Origin of the sequence: Cohnella algarum (genome assembly GCF_016937515.1) — a bacterium.
Taxonomy (GTDB): domain Bacteria; phylum Bacillota; class Bacilli; order Paenibacillales; family Paenibacillaceae; genus Cohnella; species Cohnella algarum.
Genome location: NZ_JAFHKM010000002.1, coordinates 4,800,395 through 4,819,604, shown reverse-complemented (window position 1 = coordinate 4,819,604; position 19,210 = coordinate 4,800,395). Strand labels below are relative to the sequence as shown.

Sequence of the window (19,210 nt, the reverse complement as noted above, 5' to 3'; positions counted from 1 at the left end):
CTAGTTTTGTAAAACGAAGATTATAAAGGATGAAGACTTTTTTTAATTTTTCGTGTTGATCGGTCCGTTTTGTTAAACTAGTTTAACGAAAGTCCACCAGGGTTTAGAGATGATTCGTACTCAGCTCCCGGGCCGTATTTGGACCCGTTCAAACGAAATAACGGCCTCGCGAGGCCGTTATTTGTCGCCTTTCCCGATATTTCGCGAATAACGGTCTCTTGCGACCGTTAATTCAGTTCCCCGGCCGTTTCCCCGAGTGGCGAGTTCCGGGAACCATGTCGCTTTAACACGCCCCGATTTGGCAAGCTTGCATTCGATAATCATGTTCGATCCCCCCTTAAAAGCATGGAAACCGATTCGATGACTTTTTGTTTGACCTCTGCCGATATAAGAGGACTCATCTTAATAGCGGCATCCTCCGTAATTTGGTGCGTTTCACTCTCCGACACGCGGCCCGGATACAAGGTGTTGGTACCGGTATTGAACGCCTCGCCAATCGGTGTACAAGAAACAAAGCATCCTTCACAGCCGAACTCGCGTCCCGTCCTCCAGCGGCTCCTCGCTCTCCACGACGATGCGGTCGAACTCCGACAGTCCGGAGACGACGGCAGCCGTTCGATCGTCCGCGCCGGATAGTTCGACATTTGCGCGCTCGGCGTAGTAAGCGTTGCCCAGCGGACTGGTTCGCTCCCGAATGACAAACGCATAGGCGCCGTCCCGATCCCATCGAAGCGCACGGCTGGAAACGAGCAGCGCGTCGCCTTCTTCCCCGGCGGCCAGCTCCAACCGAACGCGCTCCCCGCCTCGCAATGCCTCGTCCCTTACGACGATGCGCAGCAGTCGAATCTCCTCCGCAAGCGCCGCTTCCGTTCCCGTCCCCGAATCTGAAGGCGTTCAGCGCGCCGTTCCAATCGAAAACGATTTGCCAGACGGCGACGACGGAGGCGACCGGCACGACAAGCGGCAGGACGAAGGCGGTTTGCAGCCAGCGGCGAATTGCCGGACGCGAGTCGAGCAGCAGAGCGATCAGAAGCGACGCCGCGATCAGTAACGGAACGCTGAGCCCGGCAAAAAGCAGCGTGTTGATCGCCGCCCGGCGAAACGAGCCGCTGTCCAGCACCTCCCGATAATGGGCGAACCCGACGAACCGTCCGCCTCCCGTCGGATCGACGAACGATTCGTACAAGCCCATCGCGAACGGAACCGCATAGAAAACCGAGAAGCCGGCAAGGCTGGGCGCAAGAAACAGCAGCGCCGCGACGCCGTCCCCGCGAGTTCGGAAGACGTCGAAATATCGCTTATTCATTGAGATAAGTCGTCACTTTGTTCTGAATGAGCTTCGCCACGGCTTCTGCCGACTTCTGCCCGCTGAAAAAGGCGGGGAGTTCGCTAAACAGCGTCGATTCGATTTGGGGCGGAATGTCGGCTTTCGAATGCACCGCCCGGGCCAGCAGCTCGTCCAGAGCCGCGCGGTCGGCCTCCGTCACGGGAAACGTTTTGCCGGTCTCCGCGTCAGCCAGTTCCCCCGCCGCCACCAGCTCGTCGATCCGTTCCTCGTAGGCCGACTTGTTGATCGGAAACCCGTAGGCCTGTTTTTTTTCGTTCATCAGGAATTTCAGGAAGTCCCAAGCTTCCGCCTTGACGGACGAGTTCGCGTTGATCGCCACGTTGTGAGCAGTGGAGAAAAATCCTCCCGGCGCCATGCCGTCCGCTTTCGGGTTCGCGTAAAACTTCGGATTCTTTTGGTAGATGGATTCGTTCAAGACGCGGAAATAATCTTCGACCGAAGAAAGGGTCATATCGATGAAGTACGATTTTTCGAAATTTCGCGCATCCAGCGTCAGCGCCTTATTCGTTTCCATGTCGCGGATCTGGTCGAGCAGCCCGACAAACAGCTCGCCTTCGAAATTCGCCTGCCGGTTCGCTTCGTCCACCAGCGCCGGATAGTTGCTGCTGACCAGATCGTAGACCAGGTTTTCCGGCGCCTTGTAGACATAGCCGTATTCGTACTCCCCGGCCTCCGCCAATCGGCTTCCCGTCTCGCTGAATTGCGCCCAGTTCCAGCTTTGGTCGTCGAACGCGACCCCGGCTTTCTCGATCGCCTGCCGGTCGCCGATCAGTCCGTTCAGCATGAACGACAGAGGAATCGCGTACAGATTGCCGTCCGGATTCACATTGTCGAGAATGTTTGTAAAATACCGGTCGGCGTCGAACGTCGGATCGCCCGCGATCGCTTCGCTCAAGTTCAGCAGCAGACCTTTGCCCGCATACTGATCTGTCGGCAGCCAAGTCATGTCCAGCAGGTCCGGGCCTTGGCCCGCCAGCATCTCGGCCCCCGTCGTCATGCGGAACTGCTCCAGCAGCTTGCCGTCGAGGTCGTTCATCCCTTTGCGCAAATAGTTCACTTCGATCGTAATGTTCGGATGCAGCTCCTCATACTTCCGCTTTGCTTCCTCGTATACTTCGTTGTAGTCGTAAGCGGAAAAAACGACCGTTTTCTCTTCGTCCGTCGCAGGCGGTCCAATGGGTGCTTTTCCGGATCCGGCGCCGGACGGTTTCGGCGTCGCATTCGTTTCCCCGTTCGCCGCATTGGTCGAACCGGACGGCTTCAGGCTTTCTCCCCCGTTTCCGTTCCCGCTGCACGCGGCGGCGCTCAGGACAAGCAGGCAGCAGGCTAAAGCAAGCAATATCTTTCTCATCTCGGCAAATTCTCCTTCTCCTTTTGGACTGGATGATGTCATCATTGTAGCCGTCGGCCGTCAAGACGGAATGGAGACGAGATCAAGATCGGATAAAGATTCGAAAAAAAAACGCCCCTCCCGGGGGCGCCTTCTCCGCTGCCGTTATTCCGCATGCATGTCCAGGTAAAAATAAAACGCGACGCCGTCTTCCGTATTCCCCGCGCCGTAAGGAACGCCATGCAGCTCGAGAATGTTCTTCGAGATGGCAAGTCCGAGCCCGCTGCCGCCTTCGGAACGTCGGCGGGACGAGTCCCCCCGATAAAAGCGGTCCCACACTTTATCCAGTTGTTCGTCCGGAATGCGGGCTCCCTTGTTTTCCACGCGCACGAGAACGCGCTCTCCTTCGCGAGCGACGAGGATGTCGATTCGCTCCTCTTCGGGCGTGTACTGGATGGCGTTGTTCAAAAAGTTGACCGCCACCTGCTCGATGAGCCGCTGGTTCGCCACCACGACGGCGGGCTCCAGGCTCGCCTTCAGGCGCAGCCGCTTTTCGGCGAGCTTCAGAGCCAACTGCTCGCAGACGGCTTCGACGGACTTTTCGATCGGGAACGGCTCCGTTTTCAACCGGTACGTGCCCGACTCGTACTTGGCCAGATCGAGCATGTCCGCGACGAGCAGGTCCATCTTGTCGACTTCCCGCTCGAGAGCGGCAAAGTAATAATCCCGCTTTTCGCCGGCTACTCCGTCCTTCAGGATCGAAAGGCAGCTCTTCATGACGCTTAGCGGCGTCTTCAGCTCGTGGGATACGCCGGAGATGAATTCCTTGCGCGTCGTTTCCAGCCGTTTCTCCTTTTCGATGTCCTCCTTCAACTGGCCGATGTGCGCTTGCAAGCTGCTAGACAACGTGTTGATGCTGAGGGACAGCTCCCCGATCTCGTCCCGCGAAGAAATCGGCACCGCGGCTGTAAAGTCGAGCTCCGCCAGCCGTTTCGTCGTCCGGTTGATGGCGAGCAGCGGCCGGGCGATTCGAATGGCGTGATAGAGGGAGACAAGCACGATGAGTACCGTCGCGAACGCGACGACATAGACATAATAATCCTCTACCATTCGCACCGCTTCGTCCACCGGCTGCAGCGAAACGAGCGCGACCAGGTACGCAGCTTCACCCCGGTCGTTCATCAAAGGTCGAACGAACCATTGATACCGGACGTCGTTCTGCTCGAAGTCCGTTGTCAGAGCGTCGGCTTTCATTTCTTCGCCAAGCAGCAGATCGACGCGGAACTCTTCGATTCGGTCCAGGAAAAGCTCATTGTCGCCCGGCGATTCGGATCCGTCTTCCGGAAGCTGCATCCGAACGTTGTCCACGATCGCCTTGGATGCCGTAAACTCGAATGGCGGCGGGGCTTTTTCTTCGGCATACCGCCGTTTATACTCCCCAACCAACTCATCGGTAAGGGACGCCAGCCGTTCGTCTTTCCAGCTTGCGCCCAGTTCCGGCGCTTCGAGCGCGATCGGCAGAAACAAACCTGTCCGCTTGATGCCCTGGATGATAATATACGTTCCCCGCGCAAGCGCCGAAATGTCCGCGTTCGCGCCGTCCTCCGGAACGAGGGCATCCAGCGGGACCCGGTACGGCGGCCCGTCCGGCTCTTCGGCCAGCTTCGTCTCCAGGTACATCGTTTGACGCGGATTTCCATACTCGTCCAGCACGGTTGCCCAAACGCCATGGTTTAGATCGAGATTCCGCTCCAGCTTCGCGATGTCGGCCTCGTCGCCGACCGCGTACTTCTCCGCGAACGACCGCAGTTCCGCCTCGATGTCGGCGACTTTCCGGTTGATGTAGTATTCTTTGAAAAAAAGCGTTTGACCGACGTATATAACCGCTAGAATAAGAGAGCAAAGCGCGGTCGTCAGCCCGAACAGCTTCCAGACGATGCCGACCCTCATCGTTCGCCCCCAAACTTGTATCCGGCACGGACGACGGTTGCGATTAGCGACGATTTTTCCCCTAGCTTGGCTCGCAAATTGCGAATGTGCGTGTTGATCGTCCGGTCGTCCCCATCGTACTCGTATCCCCAAATTTTCCGAATGAGCTGCTCCCTTGTCACGACGATGCCGTGGTTTTGCATCAGATACGCGAGAATTTCGAATTCCGTATGGGTCAGGCCGATCAGATCGCCCTCCACCGTCACGGTCCGGGACGGAAAATGCAGATGCACGCCTTGCAGTCTCAAGGAGTCGCCCGCATAGGATGGGGCCCGAAGGCGCGCCCGGCTCTCGAGCAGCCGCTTCGCTCTCGCCAGCAGCACCGGCGGGCTGTACGGCTTCGTCACGTAGTCGTCGGCGCCTAGCTCGAAGCCGAGCAGCGTGTCGTCCTCGTCCGCGCGGGCCGTCAGCATGATGATCGGAACGTCCGACGTTTTGCGAATCCGCCGGCATACGGACCAGCCGTCCAGTCCGGGAAGCATGATATCGAGAATGATCAGATCGACCGCACGGTCGCGGCAGAGCGCCAACGCCTCGTTGCCGTCTCCGGTCTCCAGCGCTCCATAGCCTTCGCTGGCGAAATAATCTTTAAGGACTTCCCGCAAAATCGGTTCGTCTTCGACGATCAGAATCGTTTTTTCCGACATGTGCGCACCGCCTATTGTCGCATCGAATCCCGATGCCAAGTCTTCCCCCATTGTCGCCGTTAGGAAATGGCTCGTCAACTCCCGGGTTCTGCGCCTGCAAGGATGATAAGCGCGCATTTTGTGATGAACTGTTGACGATATTGTGCCTTTTTTCCGACCTCAATCGAGATATTCCTTTGTTACGGTTATAACGCGAACGCGGACGGGAGCGCCCGAAAGCGCAATTAACGTCCCGGTCAATAAAATTGAAGGAGTGATTCCGATTGACGCTTCAAAAAATACGGTAACGGTTCAGATCGCGCTTTTCGACGGCTTTGATCTTCTGGATGCCATCGCGCCCTACGAGGTGTTTTGCGCCGCCGCGATGTATGCGGAAAACGCGTTCAGCGTGGAGTTCGTCACCGCCGAAGGACCGAGGCTCGTGACCAGCGGCATCAACGGGTTAAAAATCGAGGCGACCGGCGCATTGAACCCGGAACGCGCAGGCATCCTTCTCGTGCCAGGCGCTTCCGGCGACGTCGAAGGAGACGGCCCCGATTCGATCCCGGCCATACTGGGTCGGGCCGCGAATACGGACTTGACGAGGCTGGTTGGGCAGGCGCTGGGGCAAAAAGACATCGTCGTCGCCACGGTATGCGGCGGTTCCCTGGTGTTGGCCATGGGAGGATTGCTGGAAGGCAGGCCTGCGGTAACGAACCGTCTGGGCATGGATTTGCTCGGAGCCGCCGGAGCGGTCCCCGTCCCGGCACGCGTCGTGGATGACGGCAACCTGGTTACCGGCGGCGGCGTCACTTCCGGGCTCGATGTCGGGCTTTACCTGGTGGAACGCGAGCTAGGCCCCAGAATCGCGCGCGAGGTCGAACGGTTGTTCGAGTTTGAAAGGAGAGGGACCGTTTGGCGAAATGCCGGAATGGCGCCCGGGAGTTCGAAATTTTCGAATGACGGCGCCTCGAACACCGCATCGGAATCGACGAGTGAGATGGACGGCGTTCCGGGTCGAAAAATCGGGCATCCGTCCGCTTTCGACGGGGATTGGGACACGACCGTCGTTACGCCGATCGGAAAGCTTCAGGTCAAGCTCTCGATCTCGGCAAGCGGCGGGTTGATTCGAGGCAAGGCAACGCAAGGAGGCGAAACGGTCGAATTTATAAGCCCCGAGTTTCAGGACGAAAAGCTTGTCTGGTCTCTTCGAATCGCGAAACCAATTCGCTTGAATCTGAGATTCGAAGTTGCGGTCGACGGAGACCGGATGACCGGAGTCGCCAAAGCCGGCATGCTGCCGGCATCCAAATTAACGGGAAAACGGATTTCCTAAACGGAAGGATCGGATCTGAAAATGAAAAAAATGTTTGGCTTGCTCTTGTCGATTACGCTTATGCTTAGCCTGGTCGCCCCTGCCGGAAGCGCAAAAACAAAAGAGGAACGGGATGCTCCGAAGGATGGAAGCCTGCATGTTCAAATCGTGCTTTTCGACGGGTTCGACCTGCTGGACGCATTGGCGCCCTATGAAGTTTTCGCCGCCGCCGGCATGTATTCGGGAGATGCGGTTACGGTGGAATTGGTATCCGCGGAGGGCAAGCGTTTCGTTCCGAGCGGTTTGAACGGTCCGTCCCTCGAAGCGCAAGCCGTATTGGATCCGAATCGTCCGGGGATTATTCTGGTACCGGGCGCTTCGGGCAAGCCGGCAGGAAATTCGGAAGATGCCATCCCGGCTATTTTAAAGCAGGCCTCGGAGACGGACTTGCCTAAACAGATGAAAAGGGCTCTCCACAATGAGGACGTCACCGTTGCTACCGTATGCGGAGGTTCCTTGCTGCTCGCGATGAAAGGGTTGTTGAAAGACAGATATGCGGTTACGAATCAGATCGGCATGACAGCGCTAGGAGCTCTCGGCGCCATTCCGGTAGAAGCGAGAGTCGTCGAAGACGGTCCTCGCCTCGTCAGCGGAGGCGGCGTCACTTCGGGACTCGATGTGTCCTTGTATTTGGTCGAACGCGAGTTAGGACCGCAAATCGCCAATGCCGTCGAGAAGTTGTTTGAATACGAGGCACGAGGAACGGTATGGAAAGCGGAAGGCATGGCGCCGATCGATTTTAACGCGAGTCAGAAAGCCCCTGAAGTAAAATAACAGGCCGGATTGGCAGCGGCCCTGCATTTTGGATCGCTGCCGATCGGGCGCTCGACGGCAGCGTTCAGGAGAAACGTCCGTGCCGCCGGCGAAGCGCTTTGAATAAATGTTATATTTAGGATATACTGGAGCCGACATGCGAAAACTTCGAATGTCGGCTCGCATTTCTTTTTGCCTCAAAGCGTCGAGGAGCGAAATCGTTCAGATCGAATTCAAACGTACAAATTATAAATCTGCCTCAGCGTATAGGGGCGGTCCGGGTCGTGCTGGCCGTTTTTGCCGACGACCTTGACATAATAGGTATTGCTAAGGGAGGTCGTATAGTAGCCTACGTTTTCCGTCGACTCGGACGTCGCGGACGAGGAGACAAGGTTGAAGTTCGCATCGTACAGGTACAGATCGTAATCGGCGCCCTCCGGATTGACGAGCTGGAACAGCGTGAGCCGTCCGCCGGAAGCCTTGTAGTAATCCGCGTCCGTCGGCGTGGAGATATACGAGGTAATGTACCGGGAATACGGGAGGCTCGTTGCGGTCGAAAACGAGTCGTTCGGCTCGTAATTGTCCGCCGCGTATGCCGAGGTTGCGGATGCAAACGTGGCGGCAAGCACCGTCGCCAGCAGCAGGTTCCGTTTTTTCATCGTTCATCTCTCCTTATAAAACACAAATATTAGTCGCTTTTCTATTATATACTAATTCATAAGCAAATTGATAGATTGCAAAATCGGTTTTAGCGTTCTCAGCTGGTTCGGCATAGGGGGGCGATTTGGTTTCACCGGATTCCGTCCGATCAAATGCAGCTCTTACAAAAACCTGCGAATCTGCATCCTTTTAAGCTGAATCGACCGGCAGAAGGTGAAATTCATGCGAATGCGCAGGCTTTGCCTGCGCAGACGTCCCGTTTTGGCCTGTTCGTACGAAAAAAATGCATTTTCGCATGTTTGCTCCCGCGAGTCATCTGCGGTTCTTAGGAAAACCTTCATCATTGCAGGTCTTTCATCCGATCGCCTCTGATCCGCAAACAAAAAACACGCCTAGCCGGCGTGCTTTTCGAGTCGATTCCGCTTCGTCTACGTTCGGACGCCCCGGCTGCGCTGTTTCATTCGGTCCCGGTAATGCTTGGGCGTCAACTGCTCGTGCTTCTTGAAAATTTTGATGAAATAGCTCGTCGATTGATAGCCGATTCTCTCCGAAATTTCTTCCAGGCTGAGCGAAGATTGCAGCAGCATTTCCTTCGCTTTCTTCATCCGGCATTCCGTGACATAATCGATAAAGTTGATGCCCAGCTCTTCCTTGAACAGCACGCTGAAATAGCTGGCGTTCAGGTGAACGCGGGCCGCCACGTCCTTGATCGGAAGCGCTTCGTGGATATGCTCGCGAATGTATTGAACCGCCTTTCCGATGGCGGCGTTGCCTGGCTCGTCCGAAATCGCCGCCTCCTCCCGCTCCCGGGCGGGCAGCCGATCATTCGGCAGCGGGATCGACAGCGCCTTCTCGACCGCCTGGACGAGCTGATCCTGCTGCACCGGCTTGAGCAAATAATCCGCAACCCCCAGCCGCAAGGCGCTGTGGGCATAATCGAATTCGGCGAATCCCGTCAGCATGATGCAGCGGATCGGATTATCGTCGCCGCGAAGCGCTTCCAGCAGCTGAATGCCGTCCATGACGGGCATCCGGATATCGGTCAGCAGCAAATCGTAATCGTTCGCGCGCAAGCGATTCAGCGCCTCGGCCCCGTTTTCGGCGCTGTCGATCACGCCCCGGCCGCCGCCCCATTCCTGAAGCGTAAAGGTGACGCCCAGCCTTGTATTCGGTTCATCTTCGACGACGAGAATCGACGGAAACTTCATGGCTTCTCCCCCTCGTTCGCCGGCAAGGTCAACGTTACCGTCGTCCCGCCGGCCTCCCTGCTCTCGATCCGCAGGCCGTACGGCTTTCCGTATTGCAGCTGCACCAGCTTGTGCACGTTGAAAATCCCGATGCCCCTGCCGTTCATCATCAGCTCCGTTTTCGTCTCCTTGCGCAGCCGGCCGCGAATCTCCTCCAGCCGTTCGGCGCTCATGCCGACGCCGTTGTCCGCGATGACGACCGTTACGGTCTCCCCTTGCAAGGAAGCGGTTACCGTCACGAGTCCGCCCTGGCCGAGCGGTTCGATGCCGTGCACGATCGCGTTTTCCACCAGCGGTTGAACGGTCAGCTTCGGAATCCGGCAGGCGGCCGCGGCCGGATCGACCGCGATGTCCACATGCAGGCGATCTTGCCAGCGGAGCTTCATCAGGTCCGCGTACCGTTTGACCTGTTCGATCTCCTCCGCTACCGTAACGCTGCCGTCGCCGCCGTGCCGGGAATGGATCGTGTAACGGAACAGCTCGGCAAGCCTGACGATGGAGCCGGACAGCTCCTTCTCTCCCTTGCGGATGTGGGCCCAATAGATGGAATCCAGCGTATTGAACAGGAAGTGCGGGTTGATCTGCGAATGAAGCGCCGTGATCTCGCTTTTGCTCTTCATCAGCTCGGTCTCGTACACCGATCGGATCAGGTGATTCATTTGCCGGACCATCTGGTTGTATTTCGTATTCAGCTGGTTGACCTCCCGGTTGAAATAAAGCTCCGGGTTCTCTCTCAGCGTCCCTTCCTTGCCTTGCTGCATGACGCGGGTCAGCTTCTGGATCGGACGCGTGATGAGCAGGGACAGCGAATACGACAGCAGGGCGAACAGCGCCGCGCACGCGAGGCTGGCCCACAGCATCACCTTCCGGATCAGCCGGATATCCTCCGTGACTACTTTTTTGGGGAGCATAATTTCCAGCCGCCAGTCGGTTTCCTTCACGTTTTTGCTCACGACGATGTAGTCCCGCCGTTTGGCCTCGTCGTCGGGCAGCTCTTGGGCCGCACCCGATTCGGCGGACAGGATCTGATCTTCCTCATCGAACAGAACCATGATGCTGCCCTTCAGCTTCGCCGCATCCCGGTCCTTGTCGATGAATTCGATCAGCGACGGCTTGACCCGGACGACCAGGTAGCCTCCCTTGGCATAATCCAGCTTCTCCAGCTTGACCTGTCTTATCGCCAGCAGGTACTCGGAGTTCTCCGGGTCGCGGGCCAGCCAGACCAAGGCGCCCGCCCGGTCGCTTTCATCGGCTTTCGCGACGATCCGGCTCCCCGCCCTGTCTTCTACGGTTTTGTCCACGATCGGATAAATGCTGGAGCCGAGCGAGAACAGCTCCATGTCCTGAATCGTTTCGGAGTAGACGATTTTGTCGTACAGGATGCGGCGGATTTTCATCCGTTCCTCGTATGTCGCCTCGCGGCCGTTCCGTTCCTCCAGGAGCCGTTCCTGTATCCGTTCGTCCATCGCCAGCTGCAGCGTCAGCACGTTGATTTCGCTAAGGAGAGATTCGAGGCGCCCGCTCATTTGGTCCGCGATCTCTTCGGCAAATTGGGCCGCGTTTCGCTTCTGCACGCCCGACAGCAGCGCATACAGGCTGCCGACGGCGACGAGCAGCACGATCGTCATCGCGACAATGAAGCCCACGAATATTTGTCCTCTTGTTTGATCCAGTCCCAATCGTTTGAGCAGACGCATCTTCTCCATGTTCCCTTAGCTAATCGCGGTTTGATCCGGGTAAATCATGATTTTGATGCTGGTGTCCTTCTGGGTGCGTGCCATCTCGACCGCCTCCCGGATGTCCTCCAGAGCGAAGCGGTGCGTAATGACCTTCTCCACGTCGAGCCTGGAGCCGGAAAGCGCCTGGATAGCCGCCGGATACGTATTGGCGTAACGGAACAACCCGCAGACGTCGAGTTCGGCGTCGATCAGATGGTTGATGTTCACTTCCAGCTTGTCTTTGGCCGGCATTCCGACAAGCACGACGCGTCCGCCCCGCCGGACGGTCGTGATCGCGTCTTCGATCGCCCGGCCGTTGCCGGACGTCTCCACCAGCACGTCGGCGCCGTGCCCGCCGGTCGCTTCGGCCAGCTTCAGCCCGACGTTTTCGCTGCTCGGATCGAACACGGCGGTTGCGCCCATCCGCAAGGCGAGCTCGCGGCGGAACGGCACGACGTCGGTCGCGTAAATTTCGTTTACGCCGTACATTTTGGCCGCTTGCACGGCGAGCAGGCCGATCGGTCCGAGTCCGGTGACCAGAACGCGGTCGGAGGGCTTCACCCTTCCCCGGTTCATCGCATGAATGCCGACCGAGAACGGCTCGATCAGCGCCCCTTCCTCGAAGCTCATCGAATCCGGCAGCTTGAACACGAAATCGCTGCGGATCGCCACGTATTCCGCCCACGCTCCGTCCACGGGAGGCGTCGCCATAAAGACGACGTCCGGGCACAGATTGTACCGGCCGGATTTGCAATAGCCGCAGCGGCCGCACGTGACGCCCGGCTCGACCGCGACGCGGTCTCCAGCCGCTACGTTCGTCACCTTGGCCCCGGTTTCGACCACGACGCCGGACAGCTCGTGACCGAGAATGAGCGGAGCCTCCACGACGTACCGGCCGATCTTGCCGTGCTCGTAATAATGAACGTCCGAACCGCAAATTCCGATGCAGAATACTTTCAGCAGCACCTCGTCCTCTTTGGGAACCGGAATCGGAACCCGTTTCACTTCGATGTCCAGCGGCCGATTAAGAACGGCCGCGTTCATGGTGTTGGCGCTCATCGTTTTTATCCCCTTCCCGTCTTAAACCGGCTGGCGTTCCGGCTCGCGATACGTGAAATAAGCAAAGTCCGCATGCTTGCCGGAACCGCTCAAATCCTGCGCGCAAATGCCAATGAACGCTCCGGTAAACCCTTGGTCGATCAAATAGCCGTCGATGATCGTCTCGGCGTTCTCGTCCGATATTTTTCCGGCATCCAGCACGGGACCGATGGGCGTCCAGTCGGTCCCGTCGGCGGAATAGTAGAACGCGAACTTTTCGCCATCCGCCTTGGCCATCAGATGAACCCGGCCCCAGCCTTCGACGGACACCGGCGCTTCCAGCGGCTCGTCGTAAACGCCCCGGTCGCTTGTCATCAGGCGCAAGCACCGTCCGGCGTCCTCGTCCCGGCTGATATGCAGGTAGTAGTAATTTTTATTGTTGTAATAGTAAATCAGGCCGGCCATTTGCTGATAGTGCTCGGGCTCGAATTCGACCGCCGTCTTCGCCTCCATGACGAACGATTGCTGACGGCGCGCCAACAGGCTCTGCCTGAAAGCCGAGTAAAGCGATTCTCCTCCCTTCAGGCGCAGAAAACCGGGACGCTCCCGCAGCGTCGCCCAATCCTCGCCGACCGGCCGGCGCAGCGACGCCAGGTGCATGCTCAGCTTGCCCAACGCGAACAGCTCCTCCCCGGGCTCTTCCCAGGGGTGCTCCGGCAGATCGGGCGCTTGTACCGTCACGTACGGGCTGTTGCCGCCTTCGGCCAGCCGCAGCCAGCCGTCCTCCGTCCACTCGACCCGCTGCAGCGCGGTCTCCCGTCCCAGATTGCACTGCATCGAAGGACGCAGCGGCCTGCCGCACAGGTGTGCAATATACCATTCGCCCCCTTGCGTCTCGACCAGGCTCGCATGGCCCGCTCGCTGCAGCTCCAGCTCCGGCTTGCCGGCGGAGGTGAGGAGCGGTCCTTGCGGATCGGCTTCGTACGGGCCGAACGGAGACCTGGAACGGGCCACCGTCGCGGCATGGCCGAACCTCGTCCCGCCTTCGGCGGTCAGCAGGTAGTAATAACCGCCGCGTTCGTACAAATGCGGCCCTTCGGTCAGGCCGAGCTCCGTCCCGCGGAAAATATTGCGGACGGGGCCGACCAGCTTCCGCTCGCGGACGGAATATTCCTGCATCGCGATGCCGCCGAACGGGTTTTTGCCCTTGCGGTGGTCCCACACCATGTTGAGCAGCCATTTTCGCCCGTCCGAGGCGTGGAACAGCGACGGGTCGAACCCGCTGCTGTTCAAATAAACCGGATCGGACCAAGGGCCGTGAATATCGGTCGCCGTCACGAGATAATTGTGCGTGTCCTTGAACGGCCCCAAGTGGCTTTTAACGTCCGTATAGACCAGGTAGAACACGCCGTCCGCATAGCTAAGGCACGGCGCCCAGATGCCGCCGGAGTCCGGATTGCCCAGCATTTGGAGCTGGCTGGGCCGCGTCAGCGGATGGCCCAGCAGCCGCCAGTGCCGGAGATCGCGGGAGTGGTGAATTTGCACGCCGGGAAACCACTCGAACGTTGAAGTGGCAATATAGTAATCGTCCTCGACCCTCAGGATGGACGGGTCGGGATTAAACCCGCGCAGAATCGGATTGCGGATAAGAGACATTGGCGTTACCTCCTCTATGAAGCTTTACTTGATGTCCGAGAGGATCGCCTGAATGTCGGCATCCTTGCTTCCGGCGATGGCGCCGACCGCGTTCAGGAACTGCTCGGCCCGTTTGGCGTCCAGTGTCTGATCGTAGTAGCCGAAGAAGCCTTCCAGGTTTTTGCTGATCGAGTCGTCGTAACGGAAAGCCAGCGGATGCATGTTGGCTTCGTCCAGGCCCGGATTTTTCATTGGGCTGATGTTCGCGCCTTCGTTGATGGCCTTCCGCTGCTCGGGGCTGGTCAGGAAACGGACCGCCTCGTAGGCCGCGTCCTGATTAGTGCCGGAGGAGATCGCCATGCCCGCGCCGAAGCCGCCGTGATAGACGTTGACGCTGCCCGTTCCGCCTTCGACCGCCGGGAAAGACACGAAGTCGACTTTTTCCGCAAAATCGTCGCCCAGGAATGCTTCCATCGCCCATTCGCCCTGCAGGTACATCGCCGCGCGCTCATTGGTGAACAAGGCTTCCGCCGCCGCATAATCGAGGCCCAGGAATCCGTTTACAAAAGCGTTGTGATCCACGGCCAGCTCCCTCAGCATTTGGCCCGCCTGCACGAAAGAATCGGTAGCGAAATCGGTTTCGCCCGCTTTCGCCTTCTCGAACGGCTCGGTTCCGCCGACGCGCTGCGCCAGATAAGCGAACCAGTGCAGCAGCGGCCAACGTTCCTTGCCGGCTACCGTGATCGGGGTAATGTTTTTGGCGTTCAATTGATCCACCACGTTCAGCAATTCCTCGTACGTTGTCGGCGGGGTCAATTGATTTTGCTCGAAAATTTCTTTATTGTACCACAGGGATACGCCGCTGAACAGTACGGGAATGCCGTAGGTTTTGCCGTCGTACGTAAACGTCTCGAGTCCGCCCGGAAGCACGTTGTCCTTGAATTCGGCATCCTGGTCCAAATACGGGGTCAAATCGCCCAGCAAATTGTTGCTCACGAGCGTATCGAACGTCTCGCCGCTCCAGTAAGCCAGAATGTCCGGAAGCTGGTTGCCGGCAATCGCGACCTTGACCTTCGTTTTCAACGCTTCATCCTCGAAAAACTCCGCCTTCACCTGAATGTCCGGGTGAGCGCCGTTGAATTCGGCAATCGACTTCTCGATGATTTCCCGGTTGCGGGTTTCCATGCTCCACATGGTCAATTGCGTCACGTTGTCCGGCGCGCTTTCCGCCGCATTTTGATTGCCGGCGCTGCTGCCGCAGCCCGCAACGATCCACATCGTAAGTGCGAGTAAAACGAGTGCTGCTTTTTTCATCGTTGTCCATTCTCCCTTTTGTTGATCTTTAACATATAGTCGATCCGGTGTCAATGACGCGGCGACGGCGGACGCCGACCGGGGATGGCGACCCCGAACGGACGGCCTGCTGAAGCGCTCTCATTCAAGCGGGCGGAGAAACAAGCCATGCACAGCTTGTCTCCCGCATCGCTAGCCTTTGACGGAACCGGCCACTACCCCTTTTTGCACATACTTTTGAAGGAACATATACATCACGATGACCGGCGTCGTCGTCATGACGAGCGCGGCGCTGATCAGCGAATAATCCGCGCTGAAATTGCCTTTGAACATCATCAGTCCGAGCGGCAGCGTTTTCAGGGAATCCTGCGAAACCATAATCAGCGGGAAAATGAAATCGTTCATAATATTGAAGAACGAAAGAATCGTCACCGTGGCCAGAATCGGCTTGGCCAGAGGAAAATAAATTTTGAAAAACGACTGATAAAGGTTGCAGCCATCGACAAGCGCCGCTTCCTCCAGCTCCTTCGGCACCTCGGCGAAGAAGCCGTAGGCGAGAAACACCGCGATCGGCAAATTGAATCCGATGTACGGGAAAAACAACGCCCAGAACGTGTCGTACGTTCCCGTCTCGTTGGCGATCGCGAACAGCGGGATCAGCGTGCTGTGCACCGGAATCATCATGCCGAGCAGAAACGATCCGAGCAGCAGCTTGGAGCCTTTGAACGAACGCACTGCCAGATAAAAGCCGATCATTGTCGATACGATCAGCAGTCCGATCACCGAGAATACCGTAATATACAGGCTGTTGAACAAATAGCCGCTGATCCCTTCATTCCAGGCGTTCGCGAAATTCTCGAAGTTCCATTCCGACGGAAGCCCCCAAGGATTCGCAAAGTATTCCTTGTTGCTCTTGAAGGAGGACAGAACCATCCACACGAACGGATATCCCGTCAACACCAGGTGGAACAAAAAAATGAGATAAATGACCGTGCGGCTGACGAGCTTGCCGCGGCGCGGCTTCCGCCGCGTCCGTACCGCGCCTCCCGCCGCTTGCCGGAGTTGAGCTTGCGCACTGCTCACATCCATTCTCCTCTCCTATTGGAATTTGGCGTTCCCTTTGCCGAGCGCCTTCGTAATGATCAGGGCAAGGAAGAGGCCGAATGCCAGCAAGAAGGTCGAAATCGTACTGCCGTAGCCGTAATCCATGAGCCGGAACGCGTTATTCATCATGTAGCTGGCCAGCACTTCGCTGGCATGGTTCGGTCCGCCGTTCGTCATGATGTAAATCAGGTCGAAGTATTTCAACGAGTTGATGACGCAGTTCAGAACGGTGAAGGTAATGGCGGGCCAGATGAGCGGAATCCGAATCCGGAAAAAGATTCTCCACTCGCTCGCTCCCTCCACTCTCGCCGCTTCCAGCACTTCGTCGGAAATGTTTTGCAAGGCCGCGAAATAAACGACGATGTAAAAACCGATAAACTGCCAGGCGACGACGGCGATGACGGAAAGGAGCGCCGTTTTTTCGTCTCCGAGCCAGGAGTGCGCCCAGCTTTCCAATCCGAGATTCACGAGCAGGCTGTTCAGCAGACCGAAATTCGGATCGTAAATTTGCCCCCACAAAATGCCGAGCACCGCGGTGGACAGCATGACCGGCGTGAAATAAACCGTTTTCAAGAAGTTTGAACCTTTAAGTCCTACGCTGAGCAGCACGGCAAGCAGCAAGCCGACCGGCAGTTGGATCAGCAGCGCTCCCAACGTCAGATACAGCGAATTTTTGAGCGCCTGCCAGACGACGGGATCTTGCGCCAGCCTTAAATAATTGTCCCCTCCGGCAAACGCCATCGGCGAGACGCCGTCCCAATGAAAAAAGCTGTAGTACACGCTCATCAGGATCGGAATGACGATAATGCCCAGGAACACCGCCAACGCCGGACCCGTAAAGAAAAGCCCGCCTGCAAATCTGCTCCATCCTTTCTCTCGCATTGAATCTCTCCCCGCTGCTAAGATTGCGCTTTCAACGATCACATGGACTATCTTAGCAACAAATGCCCCGCTTGTTATGGAACGATGATTGGGAAAAATAGAACATCGATTGGAAACGCGTTCACGGATCGGATCGATGTCGGGCGCAGGGGCCCGCTCAGTCTTGACAACCGGCTGGCGTTATCGGATAATCCGACTGACGAACGTTCGTCATTCATTTTGAACGAAAAGAGGATATGCCATTGACGATCCATTCGATTAAAGCGGCCGCGCTTCAGCAGTTTGCGTTAAAAGGATACGAAGCCGCTTCGCTGGATAAAATCGCGCAGGAAGTCGGCATCAAGAAGCAATCGCTATATTCCCACTTCAAAAGCAAAAACGACCTGTTTTTGACCGTATTCGCGGAAGCCGTCGCACGGGAAACGGCGTTCGCCGACGATTATTTCGAGCGGACAAGCGCCGGAGATTCCGACGGGGATCGGCTCTATCGCTTCATCGAACAGTTTAAGAGCCGTTATCGGGAGGATTTGAACCTGAGGCTGATTCTCTGCTCGGGCTTCATGGTTCCGGATCAGCCGGCGGAACAGGTCGAGGATGCGGTGGCCCGTTACTTCGAGCATCTGGCCCGAAAGGTTCGCGAGCGCATCCTTGGCGACCCGTCCATCGCGCCCGGAGTCCCGGTCGACACCGCCGTGTTCGCTTATATGAACATGCTCGAGGGGATGCTGGTGGAACTGATTTACGCGGGGACGACGACGTTCGATGCGCGTCTGCAGGCATCTTGGGACGTTTTTTGGCGGGGAATCCGCTAGAGAGCCCGCCTCTAAGGCGCGGGACGCAAATCCCGCGCCGAAGGGCGCTCGCCTTAATCGAAAGCCGCCAGCCATACATTCCGTTTTCCCCGCCGAATCAGCGCGAAGCGTCCGTGCATGCGCTCGTCCGGCCCGATGATGAAATTCGGATCCGTCACCCTTTTCCCGTTGATCGTCACGGCGCCGGCCCGGATTTCTTCCCTGGCTTGCCTTTTCGAAGGAACGGCCTTGGCGGCGATCAGCAAATCCAGCAACGCGATCGGATCGGAGCCGAACGTTGCCGACGGGATGTCCGCAAGCGCCCTTTCCCATTCTTCCGCGGTCAGCGCCGCGGGCTCCTCCCGAAACAGAACGCCTGATAGATTCCTGCACCTCTCCGCTTCCGCTTCTCCGTGCACGAGCTTCGTCACTTCGAAGGCAAGCATTCGCTGCGCCTCGCGCGCTTCCGGATTTGCGGCAGCCGCTCGTTCCAGTTCGATAATTTCCTCATGGCTCAGGAAAGTGAAATAGTTCAGGAAACGGATGACGTCCGCATCGTCGGTTTGGATCCAAAATTGGTAGAACTCGTATGGAGACGTCAGCTTGGGATCGAGCCAGACGGCTCCGCCGGCGGTCTTCCCGAACTTCGTCCCGTCGCTCTTCATGATCAACGGCATCGTTAACCCGTACGCGCGCTTGCCGCCGCCCAGCTTGTCGATCAGCCCCAAGCCTGCCGTAATATTTCCCCACTGATCGCTGCCGCCGATCTGCAAGCAGCAATCGTATTCCCGAAGAAGAAATTGAAAATCGTACGCCTGTAGCAGCATGTAACTCATTTCGGCAAAGGAAATGCCGTGCTGCAGCCGCGACTCGACCGTTTCTTTGCCAAGCATGTAGTTGACGGTGAAACGCGTGCCGATCTCCCTTAAAAACTCGACGACGTTGACGGAGGCGAACCAATCGTAATTATTGAATACCCGGGCCGGATGGGTTGCGGATTCGAAATCCAGAAACGTTGACAATTGTTCCCGGATGCTTTGCGTCCAATGCTCGACCGTTTCCTTGTTGTTGACCGGCCGTTCCGCCGATCGTCCCGTCGGGTCTCCGATCAGCCCCGTTGCGCCGCCGACAAGCGCAAACGGCGTATGGCCGGCGAGCTGAAACCGTTTCAACGTCAGGATCGGCAGCAAATGTCCGATGTGCAAGCTGCCCGCGGTCGGGTCAAATCCCGCGTACAAGCGGACGTTCCCCTTGTCCAGCTTCGCTTTTAACCCTTCCCAATCGGTGCATTGATGTATCAATCCTCTGAACTGCAAATCGTCGATGAGGTTCATTCGTTCCCTCTCCTTTCGAAATCAAAAAAGCCGCTCCTCTAAAGGAGCGACTTCGATCGCGGTACCATCCTTTTTCGAAGATCCGTC

17 protein-coding genes and 1 other annotated feature (1 of these 18 only partly in view) are annotated in these 19,210 nt (G+C 57.5%); of the genes, 4 read left to right on the top strand and 13 right to left on the bottom strand.

Annotated features, from left to right (window positions below):
- Positions 1-522: 522 nt before the first annotated feature.
- Positions 523-786, bottom strand: coding sequence for an efflux RND transporter periplasmic adaptor subunit (locus JW799_RS21715; RefSeq protein ID WP_205431671.1), 264 nt, complete (start codon positions 784-786; stop codon positions 523-525).
- 23 nt (positions 787-809) lie between these two features.
- On the opposite strand from JW799_RS21715, the gene JW799_RS29775 reads away from it, so the two are divergent.
- Complete coding sequence (locus tag JW799_RS29775; RefSeq protein WP_205431670.1) at positions 810-1,130, top strand: hypothetical protein; 321 nt, start codon at positions 810-812, stop codon at positions 1,128-1,130.
- Between the two features lie 168 nt (positions 1,131-1,298).
- On the opposite strand, the gene JW799_RS21705 is transcribed toward JW799_RS29775, so the two are convergent.
- The 3 genes from JW799_RS21705 to JW799_RS21695 form a co-directional block, all read right to left on the bottom strand.
- Entirely contained in the window at positions 1,299-2,699 is a 1,401-nt protein-coding gene (locus JW799_RS21705; protein ID WP_205431669.1) for an ABC transporter substrate-binding protein, read from the bottom strand.
- A gap of 144 nt (positions 2,700-2,843) precedes the next feature.
- Entirely contained in the window at positions 2,844-4,628 is a 1,785-nt protein-coding gene (locus JW799_RS21700) for a sensor histidine kinase (RefSeq protein WP_205431664.1), read from the bottom strand.
- Positions 4,625-5,314, bottom strand: a complete 690-nt coding sequence (locus tag JW799_RS21695; protein ID WP_205431662.1) for a response regulator transcription factor — start codon at positions 5,312-5,314, stop codon at positions 4,625-4,627. The genes JW799_RS21700 and JW799_RS21695 overlap by 4 nt, the downstream gene beginning before the upstream one ends.
- A 253-nt stretch (positions 5,315-5,567) precedes the next feature.
- Here JW799_RS21695 and JW799_RS21690 point away from each other — a divergent pair, with 253 nt between their 5' ends.
- Positions 5,568-6,629: a DJ-1/PfpI family protein gene (locus tag JW799_RS21690; RefSeq protein WP_338026311.1), complete on the top strand. Its 1,062-nt coding sequence runs from the start codon at positions 5,568-5,570 to the stop codon at positions 6,627-6,629.
- Between the two features lie 21 nt (positions 6,630-6,650).
- Entirely contained in the window at positions 6,651-7,442 is a 792-nt protein-coding gene (locus tag JW799_RS21685) for a DJ-1/PfpI family protein (RefSeq protein ID WP_205431660.1), read from the top strand.
- 212 nt (positions 7,443-7,654) lie between these two features.
- Here JW799_RS21685 and JW799_RS21680 read toward each other — a convergent pair whose 3' ends face one another.
- The 8 genes from JW799_RS21680 to JW799_RS21645 form a co-directional block, all read right to left on the bottom strand.
- Positions 7,655-8,080, bottom strand: a complete 426-nt coding sequence (locus tag JW799_RS21680; RefSeq protein ID WP_080839393.1) for a hypothetical protein — start codon at positions 8,078-8,080, stop codon at positions 7,655-7,657.
- A 429-nt stretch (positions 8,081-8,509) separates the two neighbouring features.
- On the bottom strand, positions 8,510-9,289 hold the full coding sequence (locus JW799_RS21675) for a response regulator transcription factor (RefSeq protein WP_080839390.1): 780 nt from the start codon (positions 9,287-9,289) through the stop codon (positions 8,510-8,512).
- The gene (locus tag JW799_RS29770) at positions 9,286-10,974 is read right to left on the bottom strand and encodes a histidine kinase (RefSeq protein ID WP_205431658.1); all 1,689 of its coding nucleotides are present in this window, start codon (positions 10,972-10,974) and stop codon (positions 9,286-9,288) included. The genes JW799_RS21675 and JW799_RS29770 overlap by 4 nt, the downstream gene beginning before the upstream one ends.
- 66 nt (positions 10,975-11,040) lie before the next feature.
- Positions 11,041-12,105: an NAD(P)-dependent alcohol dehydrogenase gene (locus tag JW799_RS21665; RefSeq protein ID WP_080839387.1), complete on the bottom strand. Its 1,065-nt coding sequence runs from the start codon at positions 12,103-12,105 to the stop codon at positions 11,041-11,043.
- Between the two features lie 21 nt (positions 12,106-12,126).
- The gene (locus JW799_RS21660; RefSeq protein WP_080839386.1) at positions 12,127-13,740 is read right to left on the bottom strand and encodes a glycoside hydrolase family 43 protein; all 1,614 of its coding nucleotides are present in this window, start codon (positions 13,738-13,740) and stop codon (positions 12,127-12,129) included.
- A 24-nt stretch (positions 13,741-13,764) separates the two neighbouring features.
- A complete protein-coding gene (locus tag JW799_RS21655) occupies positions 13,765-15,033 on the bottom strand; it encodes an ABC transporter substrate-binding protein (protein ID WP_080839384.1) in 1,269 nt (422 codons plus the stop codon).
- 171 nt (positions 15,034-15,204) lie between these two features.
- On the bottom strand, positions 15,205-16,095 hold the full coding sequence (locus JW799_RS29765; protein WP_205431656.1) for an ABC transporter permease subunit: 891 nt from the start codon (positions 16,093-16,095) through the stop codon (positions 15,205-15,207).
- A 15-nt stretch (positions 16,096-16,110) separates the two neighbouring features.
- Entirely contained in the window at positions 16,111-16,998 is an 888-nt protein-coding gene (locus tag JW799_RS21645; RefSeq protein WP_080839380.1) for a carbohydrate ABC transporter permease, read from the bottom strand.
- Between the two features lie 242 nt (positions 16,999-17,240).
- On the opposite strand from JW799_RS21645, the gene JW799_RS21640 reads away from it, so the two are divergent.
- Positions 17,241-17,810 carry a TetR/AcrR family transcriptional regulator gene (locus tag JW799_RS21640; RefSeq protein ID WP_205431654.1) on the top strand — a complete coding sequence of 190 codons (570 nt, stop codon included), beginning with the start codon at positions 17,241-17,243 and terminating at the stop codon, positions 17,808-17,810.
- Between the two features lie 53 nt (positions 17,811-17,863).
- Here JW799_RS21640 and tyrS read toward each other — a convergent pair whose 3' ends face one another.
- Entirely contained in the window at positions 17,864-19,123 is a 1,260-nt protein-coding gene (gene tyrS / locus JW799_RS21635; protein WP_205431653.1) for a tyrosine--tRNA ligase, read from the bottom strand.
- Between the two features lie 39 nt (positions 19,124-19,162).
- Positions 19,163-19,210, bottom strand: a binding site (T-box leader) (it continues 153 nt past the right edge of the window).

Bases quoted from the DNA above. Each gene is read 5' to 3' on its own strand.
- JW799_RS29775 (WP_205431670.1), top strand. From the start codon at position 810: ATGCCTCGTCCCTTACGACGATGCGCAGCAGTCGAATCTCCTCCGCAA.
- JW799_RS21705 (WP_205431669.1), bottom strand. From the start codon at position 2,699: ATGAGAAAGATATTGCTTGCTTTAGCCTGCTGCCTGCTTGTCCTGAGC.
- JW799_RS21700 (WP_205431664.1), bottom strand. From the start codon at position 4,628: ATGAGGGTCGGCATCGTCTGGAAGCTGTTCGGGCTGACGACCGCGCTT.
- JW799_RS21695 (WP_205431662.1), bottom strand. From the start codon at position 5,314: ATGTCGGAAAAAACGATTCTGATCGTCGAAGACGAACCGATTTTGCGG.
- JW799_RS21685 (WP_205431660.1), top strand. From the start codon at position 6,651: ATGAAAAAAATGTTTGGCTTGCTCTTGTCGATTACGCTTATGCTTAGC.
- JW799_RS21680 (WP_080839393.1), bottom strand. From the start codon at position 8,080: ATGAAAAAACGGAACCTGCTGCTGGCGACGGTGCTTGCCGCCACGTTT.
- JW799_RS21675 (WP_080839390.1), bottom strand. From the start codon at position 9,289: ATGAAGTTTCCGTCGATTCTCGTCGTCGAAGATGAACCGAATACAAGG.
- JW799_RS21665 (WP_080839387.1), bottom strand. From the start codon at position 12,105: ATGAGCGCCAACACCATGAACGCGGCCGTTCTTAATCGGCCGCTGGAC.
- JW799_RS21660 (WP_080839386.1), bottom strand. From the start codon at position 13,740: ATGTCTCTTATCCGCAATCCGATTCTGCGCGGGTTTAATCCCGACCCG.
- JW799_RS21655 (WP_080839384.1), bottom strand. From the start codon at position 15,033: ATGAAAAAAGCAGCACTCGTTTTACTCGCACTTACGATGTGGATCGTT.
- JW799_RS21645 (WP_080839380.1), bottom strand. From the start codon at position 16,998: ATGCGAGAGAAAGGATGGAGCAGATTTGCAGGCGGGCTTTTCTTTACG.
- tyrS (WP_205431653.1), bottom strand. From the start codon at position 19,123: ATGAACCTCATCGACGATTTGCAGTTCAGAGGATTGATACATCAATGC.